Below are 11,253 nucleotides of genomic sequence, written 5' to 3' on the forward strand. Positions count from 1 at the left end.
CGCAGCGAGCGTCCTTGACGCCGAGACGCGGCCTGCCACGCGCGCGGCCACCCGACCCACCACCCAGAGCGGCCGGCCCACGCGCGCACAGCCCGCGCCTGACCCGTCGTGGTCCACGACGGGTCAGCGCGGGTTCGGGGGAGGAGGTGGGGCGTCGATATCCTGGGAGGCATGAGCAGCGACAAGGTCGTCATCCTCGGTGGGGGACCCGGTGGCTACGAGGCGGCGATGGTGGCCGCCCAGATCGGCGCCGAGGTGACGATCGTCGACTCCCACGGCATTGGCGGGTCGGCCGTGCTGACCGACTGCGTGCCCAGCAAGACCCTCATCGCCACGGCCGAGGTGATGGCCGAGCTCGGGGGAGCGACCGAGCTGGGGCTCGACTTCTACGACCACGAGGGCGACGCCGCCCGGACGATCCGGGTCGACCTGGCCCGGGTCAACGGCCGGGTCAAGCAGCTCGCCGCCGACCAGTCGGCCGACATCAGCCGACGCCTGGAGAAGGACGGCGTCCGCGTCGTCCAGGGCGTCGGCCGGCTCGACGGGCCGTCGACGGTCGTCGTGGGCGGTCGCCGACCTGAGGACCCCGAGGTCGAGACGCTCGAGGCCGACGCCGTGCTCGTGGCCACCGGCGCGGCGCCGCGCACGCTGCCGAGCGCGCAGCCCGACGGCGAGCGCATCCTCACCTGGGAGCAGGTCTACGACCTCGACGAGGTCCCGACCGAGCTCGTGGTCGTCGGGTCGGGCGTCACCGGGGCCGAGTTCGCCAGCGCCTACCTCGCCCTCGGCATCCCGGTCACCCTGGTCTCCAGCCGCGACCGCGTGCTCCCCGGCGAGGACGCCGACGCCTCCCACGTGCTGGAGGAGGTCTCCAAGCGCCGCGGCATGACCGTGCTGTCGAAGTCGCGCATGGAGTCGGTGACCCGCGACGGCGACGTCGTCACCGTGCGGCTGACCGACGGTCGTGAGGTGCAGGCCAGCCACTGCATCCTCGCCCTCGGCTCGGTGCCCAACACTGCCGACATCGGTCTCGAGGAGGCCGGCGTCGTGCTCAAGGACGGCGGGTTCGTCAACGTCGACCGGGTCTCGCGCACCTCCGCCCGGGGCGTGTACGCCGCTGGCGACTGCACCGGCGTGCTGATGCTCGCCAGCGTGGCGGCCATGCAGGGCCGGATCGCGATGTGGCACTTCCTCGGCGACACGGTGCACCCGCTCGACCTCAAGAAGGTCTCCTCCAACGTGTTCACCGCCCCCGAGATCGCCACGGTCGGCTGGTCCCAGCAGGCCGTCGACGCGGGCGAGATCGCGGTCGAGTCGGTGACCCTGCCGCTCTCGGGCAACGCCCGGGCCAAGATGCAGGGCGTCCACGACGGCTTCGTCAAGCTCTTCAGCCGTCCCGGCACGGGCATCGTGGTCGGCGGCGTCGTCGTCGGCCCGCGGGCCAGCGAGCTCATCCACCCGGTCTCGATCGCGGTGGCCGAGTCGTTGACCACCGACCAGCTGGCGCAGGCCTTCACGGTCTACCCGTCCGTCAGCGGCTCGATCGCCGAGGCCGCGCGCCGGCTGCACCGCTACTGAGACCCGGCCGGCGGGTCGACCACCACGGCGGGAAGACCTCGCCCTGCTCGACGGCCAGGCGCGCCGCCGCGGTCTGCCCGTAGCGCCAGGCCGGTCGTCGTACGTCGGGAAGCGGTCGCCCGCCCCGTTGCGGACCAACGTCAGCGGCACGTAGCGGTCACCCACCCGCACCATCCGCGTGTCGGGGTGCTCGCCCCGTGCGAGACGCCGGGCATCCGCGGCGCACACGGGGACCTGGCGGGCGACGCCCCCGGGCGGGGCCCACGACACCTCGGTGGTCGACGGGCCGTGCTGGGGGTTGGAGAAGCACTCCTCGTGCTCGGCCGGCAGCGGCTCGCCGGCGACCGCGGCCAGGACGCAGGCCCTCTGGTGCCGTCCCTGGACCAGGGCGGTGTGCACGCCGACCAGGTCGTCGTCGGTCGTCGCGGCCTCGAGCAACGTCGTGGACCGCTCGTAGGACTCCAGCGCCCAGTGGTAGCGGTCGACGTCGTCGGGGCGAGGGTGTCGGTGAGGGTGTCGAGGTGCAGCTGCCCGAGCTCCTCCCCGAAGACCGTGACGTCCTCGCGCAGGTAGGCGCGGCGGGCGACGAAGGCGTCGTGCTCGGCGAGCTCGGCCTCGCGGCGACGGCGGCGGGCGGCGAACGGGTTGAGGGCCACCTGAGCTCCCTCTCCTGAGTGGGCCGGTGGCCCGGAGGCTAGGTCAGTTCCCCGAGGAGGTCACGCATCCGCCTGATCTCGGCGTTCTGCCCCGCGATGGTCTCGGTCGCCATGTCGCCGACGACGACGTCCTCGCCCTCGCCCAGCAGCTGCTCGGCCATCCGCACCGCACCCTGGTGGTGCTGGATCATCCCCTCGAGGAACAGGCGGTCGAACGTCGCGCCGTCGGCCGCCTCCAGCTCGTCGACCTGCTCCGGCGTGAGCATCCCGGCCATGCCCATGCCGGTCATGTCGGCCACGCTCTCGCGGGTCGGCTCGGGCTGGCCGTGGTCGACCAGCCACGTCGCCATGGTGATCACCTCACGACCCTGGCCCGCGTCGATGGACTCGGCCAGCCGGCGTACGCGTGGGTCGGTGGCCCGGTCGGGCACGAGCTCGGCCATGTCGAGCGCCTGGCTGTGGTGGGCCACCATCATCTGGAGGTACTCGGCGTCGGCGGTGTTCCAGTCGGCCGACTCGGGCGGGGCCGAGGCCTCGGGCATCGCGTGGCCCGTCCCGCCCCCGCTCGCGTGGGTCGAGGTCCCCGACCCGTGCTCGCCGTGGTCCCCGTCACGTGACGTAGGGTGCTCGGCAGCACAAGCCGACGCCGTCAGCAGGATCGCTGCTGCGGACACGGTCAGCGTTCTCGGAAGCACCTCTCGACCTTAGACGACCTCTCAGGAGCACAGGTGAAGCTGTTCGTCGCCGCCGGCGCGTTCGTCCTCACGGCGGGGCTGGCCTCGGCCATCCCGGCCACGGCCGACACCGCCCCGCCCATCGACCCCGCCAACCCGCCCACGTCCGGACCCGCGCTGAAGCAGTTCACCGAGCTGCCCGGCCAGGACATCGCCCGCATCGACCCCGCCACGCCGACCGTCCGCAGCGGCGAGGTCGACCGCAGCCGCAACATGCGCAACGTCGCCCGAGTGCCGCTCAGCGGACCCTTCGCCGCGGCGGGCTCGTTCGGCACCGACCTCGCCTTCAAGGGTCGCTACGCCATCGCGGGCAACTACAACGGCTTCACCGTCTACGACATCAAGCGGCCGACCCGCCCGCGGCAGGTGTCCCAGGTGGTGTGCCCGGGTTCGCAGAACGACGTCTCGATCTACCGCGACCTGCTGGTCCTCTCGGTCGACTCCCGCCGTGACAACGCCACCTGCACCAACAGCACGGCCACGCCCGCGCAGAGCCAGGCCGGCGCCTACTGGGAGGGCATCCGGGTCTTCGACATCAAGAACCCGCGCAAGCCTCGCTTCGTGACCTCGGTGGAGACCCAGTGCGGGTCGCACACCCACACGCTCGCCCCGAGCAAGAACGGCAAGGACGTCTTCGTCTACGTCTCCTCCTACGGGCCCAGCCCATCGCTCGCCCGGTGCCAGCCGCCGCACGACAAGATCAGCGTCGTCAAGGTGCCGGCGAAGAAGCCCGCCAAGGCGGCCGTGGTGGCCACCCCGGTGCTCTTCCCCGACGGCGGCACCACCGGTGACGACTACAGCAGCGACACCAGCGGCTGCCACGACATCACCGCGTTCCCGAGCAAGGACATCGCGGCCGGCGCCTGCATGGGCGACGGCATCCTGATGGACATCAAGAACCGCGCCAAGCCGCGGGTCATCGACCGGGTCGCCGACACCGAGAACTTCGCCTTCTGGCACTCGGCCACCTTCAACAACGCCGGCACCAAGGTCGTCTTCACCGACGAGCTCGGCGGCGGTGGCGGCGCGGAGTGCAACGACGACGTGGGCCCGCAGCGCGGCGCCAACGGCATCTACGACATCCGCAAGCGCAAGCTGAAGTTCGCCAGCTACTTCAAGATCCCGCGCGTGCAGTCCGACACCGAGAACTGCGTGGCCCACAACGGTTCGCTGGTCCCCGTGCCCGGGCGCGACATCATGGTGCAGGCCTGGTACCAGGGCGGCCAGTCGGTCTTCGACTTCACCGATTCCAAGCGGCCCCGTGAGCTCGAGCACTTCGACCGAGGCGCGATCAGCGACACCGCGCTGGTGACCGGTGGCTCGTGGTCGTCGTACTGGTACAACGGCTACGTCTACTCCAGCGACATCACCCGTGGCCTCGAGGTCTTCGCCATCGACACCCGGTGGGCCGAGAAGGCCGCCAAGAAGAGGTTCTCCACCTTCAACGCCCAGTCCCAGCCGTCCTTCAACGGCTGACCTGGCGGTCCCCGTGCGCCCCGTGCGCGTGCTCGCGAGGTCGGTGGCGGTGCTCCTCACCGCCACCGGCCTCGCGGCCGTCCCGGCCGACGCCGTCGTCGGCCAGGCCCGCGCCGTCGAGGTGTGGCTCGTCGGCAACGGCTACGGCCACGGCCACGGCCTGTCCCAGTGGGGCGCCCAGCGGCAGGCCGAGCGCGGTCGTACGGCGGGCCAGATCCTCTCCTTCTACTACCCCGGGTTGCGGTCAGGGACGGCCGGCGGCAACGTCCGGGTGCTGCTCACCGCCGACACCACCGACGACGTCGTCGTCCGCGACCGGCCGGGCCTGCGGCTGACCAGCCTCGGCAGCCGGCGCACCGTCTCGCTCGACCGCCCGGCCGCAGCCGTCAGGTGGCGCATCACGCCCGCCGGCCCCCGCGGCAGCGCCGTGTCGTGGAAGCCGCGCGGCGGTGCCTGGCGCCCGTGGCGCACGGTCCGCGGGCTCGCCCAGTTCTCCGCCGGCCCGTCGCCGGTGGTGCTGGTGACCCCGTCCGGGCCACGGGCCTACCGCGGCGCCCTGCGCTCGGCCGCCCCGAGCCGGACCTCCACGCGCCGCGACACCGTCAACGTCGTGCCGCTCGAGGCCTACGTGCGCGGCGTCGTCCCCCGCGAGGTCTACACCTCCTGGCGCCCGGCCACCCTGCGCGCGCAGGCCGTGGCCGCCCGCACCTACGCCGCGTTCGAGCGCACCGCGCGGGCCGGACAGTGGTGGCACGTCGACGACACGACCTCCTCCCAGGTGTACGGCGGCTCGGGCGACGAGGTCGCCAGCACCGACGCCGCCGTGGCGGCGACCCGGGGCCGCGTGCTGCTGCACCGCGGCCGACCGGCCTTCACCCAGTTCTCCGCCAGCAACGGCGGCTGGGCCGCGGCGGGCTCGCAGCCCTACCTGGCCGCCCGGCGCGACCCGTACGACGACACCTACCGCGGCTGGACCGCGACCGTCACCGCGGCCGCGGCGCAGCGGGCCTACCCGTCCATCGGCACCTTCCGTGGCGTCGAGGTGCTCACCCGCGACGGCCACGGCCAGTGGGGCGGTCGGGTGCTGCGGGTGCGGGTGCTGGGGTCCGAGGCCTCGCCCGTGGTCAGCGGCGAGGACTTCCGGTTCGCGTTCGGGCTGCGCTCGGAGTGGTTCAGCCTCCGCTGAGCCCTCCGGTCAGCCGACGACGGCGATCAGGTCGCCGCCCTCGACCGACTGCGTGCCGCTGAGCGTGACCCGCTCGACGCGGCCGCCCTGGGCGGCGGTGATGGAGGCCTCCATCTTCATCGCCTCGATGGTGGCCAGGGTCTGCCCGGCCTCGACGGTGTCGCCCTCGGCCACGAGCACCGTCACGACGCCCTGGTAGGGCGCGGCCACGTGGCGCGGGTTGCCGGGGTCAGCCTTCTCGGCCGCCTGCACCTCCGAGGCCACCGCCTTGTCGCGCACCGAGACCGGGCGCATCTGGCCGTTGATCATCGTCATGACGGTGCGGTAGCCCCGCTCGTCGGGATCGCTGATCGACTGCAGGCCGAGGATCAGCTGCTTGCCGGGCTCGAGCTCGACCGCGTGCTCCTCGCCGCGGCGCAGGCCGTAGAGGTAGTCGATGGTCGGCAGGACCGAGACGTCGCCGTAGGTCTCGCGGACCTCGTCGAAGGACTGGGTGGGTCCGGGGAACAGCAGCTGGTTCAACGTACGCCGCCGCGTCGGCGACCCGCCCGCGAGGCCGGCCTCCTGGTCGTCGGTCAGCTCCTCGGCCGGGGGCGTCCAGCTGCGGCCCTCGAGGGCCTTGGTGCGGAAGGGCTCGGGCCAGCCGCCGGGCGGGTCGCCGAGCTCGCCGTTGAGGAACCCGATCACCGAGTCGGGGATGTCGAACCTCGCCGGGTCGGCGGCGAACTCGGCCGGGTCGGCGCCCAGGCCGACCAGCGACAGCGCGAGGTCGCCGACGACCTTGGAGGACGGGGTCACCTTGACGACGTTGCCGAGGATGTCGTTGGCCGCGGCGTACATGTCCTCGACCTGCTCGAACTTCTCGCCGAGGCCGAGGGCGATGGCCTGCTGGCGCAGGTTGGACAGCTGGCCGCCCGGGATCTCGTGGCGGTAGACGCGACCGGTGGGGGAGGGCAGGCCGGACTCGAACGGCGCGTAGACGCGGCGGGTGGCCTCCCAGTAGGGCTCGAGCGCGTTGACGGCGGACAGCGACAGGCCGGTCTCGCGGTCGGAGTGGTCGGTGGCCGAGACCAGCGCCGACAGGGCCGGCTGGGAGGTCGTGCCGGCCATCGAGGCGCAGGCGGCGTCGACGGCGTCGACCCCGCTGTCGATCGCGGCGAGCAGGGTGGCCAGCTGGCCGCCCGGGGTGTCGTGGGTGTGCAGGTGGACCGGCAGGTCGAAGCGCTCGCGCAGCGCGGTCACGAGGGTGCGGGCGGCGGGGGCGCGCAGCAGGCCCGCCATGTCCTTGATGGCCAGCACGTGGGCGCCGGCGTCGACGATGCGCTCGGCCAGGCGCAGGTAGTAGTCGAGGGTGTAGAGCGTCTCCTCGGGGCTCGACAGGTCGCCGGTGTAGCAGAGCGCGACCTCGGCGACCGCGGTGCCGGTCGCGCGGACCGCCTCGATCGCCGGGCGCATCTGCTCGACGTCGTTGAGGGCGTCGAAGATGCGGAACACGTCGAGGCCGCTCTCGGCCGCCTCGGCCACGAAGGCGTCGGTGACCGCGGTCGGGTAGGGCGTGTAGCCGACGGTGTTGCGCCCGCGCAGCAGCATCTGCAGGCACACGTTGGGCACGGCCTGGCGCAGCGCGGCCAGCCGCTCCCACGGGTCCTCGCCGAGGAAGCGCAGCGCCACGTCGTACGTCGCGCCGCCCCAGGCCTCGAGCGACCACAGCTCGGGCGTGGTGCGGGCGACGTGGCCGGCCACCGCGACGAGGTCGCGGGTGCGGACGCGGGTCGCCAGCAGCGACTGGTGGGCGTCGCGGAACGTGGTGTCGGTGACCGCCACGGCCGTCTGCGCGCGCAGCCGACGGGCGAACTCCTCGGGTCCGACCTCGAGCAGCAGCTGCCGCGAGCCGTCGGGCGCGGGCACGGCGAGGTCGACCTCGGGCAGCTTGGTCACCGGGTCGAGGCTGACCGGTGCGGCGCCGTGGGGCTGGTTGACGGTGACGTCGGCGAGGTAGGTCAGCAGCTTGGTGCCGCGGTCGCCGGAGGAGCGGGCGTTGAGCAGCTGCGGGTGGGTCTCGATGAACGACGTCGTGACCCGGCCGGCCACGAAGTCGGGGTCGTCGAGCAGGGCCTGCAGGAACGGGATGTTGGTGGAGACGCCGCGGATGCGGAACTCCGCGACCGCGCGGCGGGCCTTGGCCACCGCGACGTCGTACGTGCGGCCGCGGCACGTGAGCTTGGCCAGCATCGAGTCGAAGTGGGCCGAGACCTCGGCGCCGGTGTAGACGGTGCCGCCGTCGAGGCGGACGCCGCCGCCGCCGGGGGAGCGGTAGGTCGTGATGACGCCGGTGTCGGGGCGGAAGTTGTTGCTCGGGTCCTCGGTCGTGATGCGGCACTGCAGGGCGGCGCCGCGCAGGGTGACGGTCTCCTGGGACAGGCCGAGGTCGGCCAGCGTCTCGCCGGAGGCGATGCGCAGCTGCGACTGCACGAGGTCGACGTCGGTGACCTCCTCGGTCACGGTGTGCTCGACCTGGATGCGGGGGTTCATCTCGATGAAGACGTAGTTGCCCTCGGGGTCGAGCAGGAACTCGACCGTGCCGGCGTTGCGGTAGCCGATCTCGCGGGCGAAGCGCACCGCGTCGGCGCAGATGCGGTCGCGCAGCTCGGGGTCGAGGTGGGGCGCGGGGGCGATCTCGACGACCTTCTGGTGGCGACGCTGCACCGAGCAGTCGCGCTCGAAGAGGTGCATCACGTTGCCCTCGCCGTCGGCGAGGATCTGCACCTCGATGTGGCGCGGCTCGACCACGGCCTGCTCGACGAAGACCGTCGGGTCGCCGAAGGCGCCGTCGGCCTCGCGCATGCAGGTCTCGATGGCCTCGCGCAGCTGGGCGGGGTCGTCGACGCGGCGCATGCCGCGCCCGCCGCCGCCGGCGACGGCCTTGACGAACAGCGGGTAGGGGATGGCCTCGCTCGCCGTGACCAGCGCGTCGACGTCGGTGCCGGGCTCGACGCTCTGCAGCGTGGGCACGCCGGCCGCCTTGGCCGCGGCGATGGCGCGCGCCTTGTTGCCGGTGAGCGTGAGCACCTCGGCGGTCGGCCCGACGAAGGTGATGCCGGCGTTGGCGCAGGCCTCGGCCAGCGCGGGGTTCTCCGAGAGGAAGCCGTAGCCGGGGTAGACCGCGTCGGCCCCGGCCCGCACCGCGACGGCGACGATGGCCTCGGGGTCGAGGTAGGCCCGGACGGGGTGGCCGCGCTCGCCGATCTCGTAGGCCTCGTCGGCCTTGAGCCGGTGCTCGGACCAGCGGTCCTCGTGGGGGAACACGGCGACCGTGCGGGCGCCGACCTCGTAGGCGGCGCGGAACGCCCGGATGGCGATCTCGCCGCGGTTGGCCACCAGCACCTTGGAGAACATGGCCGTCAACCTAGTGGTGCGGCGTGTCGGTCCCGTGACGCGATCTCAGCGCACGAACTGCGCGACCAGCCCCGGCCGCGCGGCGTCGGCCACCGCGACCGCGTCGGGCTCGGGCACGTCGAGGACGGTCACCGCTCCGCGCCCGCCGGCGGTCGTCGCCCCCAGGGTCGTCAGGCCGACCCGGCGCTGGAACCAGGTGTCGCGGAAGGTCCACCCGATCACGTGGCCGGTGCCGAGGGCCTCGCGGCGGCGGGCCAGGCTGCCGGACCGGGCGACCAGGTGCCCCTCGAGCAGGGCGTGCCCGAGTCCGCGCACCCGGTCGGCGGCCACGACGAGGGCGGCAGGCAGCAGGGCGACCGGGCCGAGGAGCAGCCACCACGGGGCGCCGGCACCCACGGCCGCGACCGCGGCGACGAGGACCACCAGCACCGGGACCACGGCCCGGGTCCAGCGGCGACGCGCCGCGGCCGGACCGTGGTCGCGCAGCGGACCGTCGACCGGGCCCGCGTGCCCGAGGAGGGTGCGGGCCACCCTCGGTGCCACGGCGGCGTCCGACGGGGGCACGAGCATCGAGCTGCCGGTCTCGCTGCGGTCGACCCCGGTGACGATCGCCTGGAGGTGCCGGCCCCCGGCCACGCGCAGGGCGAGCGGCTCGCCCAGGGCGACCCCGGCGAGCCGTTCGTCGTCGATCGTCGTGTCGCGGGTGGTCAGCAGGCCGCGGCGTACGCGCCAGCCGGCGGGGGTCTGCTCGAGGCGGTAGCCGCCGTTGGTGACCAGGTAGCCGAGGACGGTGAGGAGCAGGAGCCCGACCAGGACGGCGACGAGCAGGCCGACGGCGCCCACGACGCCCGGGCCGCGCAGGTCGGCGCGGTCGAGGGACCGCGGGAGACCGACGGCGTCGAGGAGCTGGGTCGCGCCCCCGACGGCCGCGGCGACCACGACGAGGCCGGTGCCGGTGAGGGGCGCGAAGCGCAGCCAGCGGGGGTCGAACGTGGCCACCGGCGGCGCCGGCCCGTCCTTGGTCGCGGACGCGGTCTGGTCGACCGCCGGAGCCACGCGGAGCAGGTCGTCGCGCAGCGCCTCGGCCCGGTCGGCCGGCAGTCCGTCGAGCTCGAGGGCGTCGCCGTCGTCGTTCGCGGCGACCCCGGTGCCGATGCGCAGCCGCACCAGGCCCAGCACCCGCTGCACGAGCGAGGCGGTCAGGTCGACCGTGCGGACCCGGTCGACGGCGACCGAGGTCACCCGGCGTTGCAGCAGGCCGCGGCTCAGCTCGACGCGGCCGTCGGCGATCCGGAAGCGGGTGGTGAGGTAGCGCAGCAGCCCCAGCGCGACGGGCACCACCACGCCCAGCACCTGCCAGGTGACGCCGCCGGACGCCGTACCGGCGAGGACGATGGCCACCAGGGCCGGCAGGAAGCGCACGACCTCGCGCACCGGGTGGACCAGCAGCATCCGGGGGTCGAGGCGCTGCCACTCCTCGTCCCCGGCGACGGGCGGCGCCGCCGGGCCGAGCGGCTCGCTCACGTGGCGTCGCCCTCGACGGCGTCGGCCTGCCGCACCAGGTCGTCGACCAGGCGCCGCGCCACCTCGCGGTCGAGGCCGGGGACGGCCAGCGCGCCCGCGGCGGAGGCGGTCGTGATCGTCACCGACGCCAGGCCGAACAGCCGCTCGACCGGGCCCTCGGCGTGGTCGACGGTCTGGATGCGGCTCATCGGCGCGATCCGGCGCTCGCGCGCCCACCAGCCGGTCTGGGTGTAGACCGCGGTGTCGGTGACCTCCCAGCGGTGGGTGCGGTAGCGCCACTGCGGCACCACGGCGATCCAGACGACCTCGGCCACGAGCAGGAGCGCGAGGGTCCAGGCGGGCACGGCGTCCCAGGCCAGCACCGCGCCCAGCAGCACGACGAGCGCGACCACGCCCTCGACGGCGGCCGTGGTCACCCACATGGCTCGTGCCCGCGGGCTGACGCGGTGGGCGGGGTCGCGCAGGGCCTGCCCCGTCGTCGCCATGCCGCGAGCCTACGAGGGTGGCTGGACCCCACGGGCGCCACCTGCACGGGTGGGCCGCGCCCGGTCGCCGGGGGTGGACGCTGGCAACCCCCTACCGAGGAGGCACCCCATGCGGGCCATCATCATCATCATCGCGGTCGTCGTGATCGCGTTCCTGGTCTACAAGTTCCTCCTCGCGGGCCGCCGCAGGGTCTGAGCCGGGTCGGCTGTCCCCGCCG

At 73.9% G+C, this 11,253-nt stretch carries 9 protein-coding genes; 5 read left to right on the forward strand and 4 right to left on the reverse strand.

Going from position 1 to position 11,253, the window contains the following annotated elements; all coding sequences use genetic code 11:
* The first annotated feature begins 171 nt into the window (after positions 1 to 171).
* Positions 172 to 1,578, forward strand: a complete 1,407-nt coding sequence (locus FJQ57_RS05320) for an NAD(P)H-quinone dehydrogenase (RefSeq protein WP_139978134.1) — start codon at positions 172 to 174, stop codon at positions 1,576 to 1,578.
* 521 nt (positions 1,579 to 2,099) lie between these two features.
* On the forward strand, positions 2,100 to 2,252 hold the full coding sequence (locus FJQ57_RS22280) for a hypothetical protein (RefSeq protein ID WP_170219283.1): 153 nt from the start codon (positions 2,100 to 2,102) through the stop codon (positions 2,250 to 2,252).
* Positions 2,253 to 2,272: 20 nt separating this feature from the next.
* Here the strand turns inward: FJQ57_RS22280 and FJQ57_RS05325 are convergent, their stop codons facing one another.
* Entirely contained in the window at positions 2,273 to 2,776 is a 504-nt protein-coding gene (locus tag FJQ57_RS05325; protein ID WP_139978135.1) for a DUF305 domain-containing protein, read from the reverse strand.
* A gap of 186 nt (positions 2,777 to 2,962) precedes the next feature.
* On the opposite strand from FJQ57_RS05325, the gene FJQ57_RS05330 reads away from it, so the two are divergent.
* Together FJQ57_RS05330 and FJQ57_RS05335 are read left to right on the forward strand one after the other, a co-directional pair.
* A complete protein-coding gene (locus tag FJQ57_RS05330; RefSeq protein ID WP_139978136.1) occupies positions 2,963 to 4,444 on the forward strand; it encodes an LVIVD repeat-containing protein in 1,482 nt (493 codons plus the stop codon).
* A 13-nt stretch (positions 4,445 to 4,457) separates the two neighbouring features.
* Positions 4,458 to 5,630, forward strand: a complete 1,173-nt coding sequence (locus FJQ57_RS05335) for a SpoIID/LytB domain-containing protein (RefSeq protein WP_170219284.1) — start codon at positions 4,458 to 4,460, stop codon at positions 5,628 to 5,630.
* 9 nt (positions 5,631 to 5,639) lie between these two features.
* Here the strand turns inward: FJQ57_RS05335 and FJQ57_RS05340 are convergent, their stop codons facing one another.
* Genes FJQ57_RS05340 through FJQ57_RS05350 form a run of 3 tightly spaced genes read right to left on the reverse strand, consistent with a single transcriptional unit; the run spans position 5,640 to position 11,035 of the window.
* Positions 5,640 to 9,026 carry a pyruvate carboxylase gene (locus FJQ57_RS05340; protein ID WP_139978138.1) on the reverse strand — a complete coding sequence of 1,129 codons (3,387 nt, stop codon included), beginning with the start codon at positions 9,024 to 9,026 and terminating at the stop codon, positions 5,640 to 5,642.
* 45 nt (positions 9,027 to 9,071) lie between these two features.
* A complete protein-coding gene (locus FJQ57_RS05345; RefSeq protein WP_139978139.1) occupies positions 9,072 to 10,550 on the reverse strand; it encodes a PH domain-containing protein in 1,479 nt (492 codons plus the stop codon).
* Positions 10,547 to 11,035: a PH domain-containing protein gene (locus tag FJQ57_RS05350; RefSeq protein ID WP_139978140.1), complete on the reverse strand. Its 489-nt coding sequence runs from the start codon at positions 11,033 to 11,035 to the stop codon at positions 10,547 to 10,549. Before FJQ57_RS05350 ends, FJQ57_RS05345 begins: the two co-directional genes overlap by 4 nt.
* Before the next feature lie 73 nt (positions 11,036 to 11,108).
* Between FJQ57_RS05350 and FJQ57_RS23545 the strand changes: the two genes are divergently transcribed.
* A complete protein-coding gene (locus tag FJQ57_RS23545; protein WP_281284229.1) occupies positions 11,109 to 11,231 on the forward strand; it encodes a hypothetical protein in 123 nt (40 codons plus the stop codon).
* The last annotated feature ends 22 nt before the right edge of the window (positions 11,232 to 11,253 follow it).

Origin of the sequence: Nocardioides litoris, from assembly GCF_006346315.1 — a bacterium.
Classification (GTDB): Bacteria; Actinomycetota; Actinomycetes; order Propionibacteriales; family Nocardioidaceae; genus Nocardioides; species Nocardioides litoris.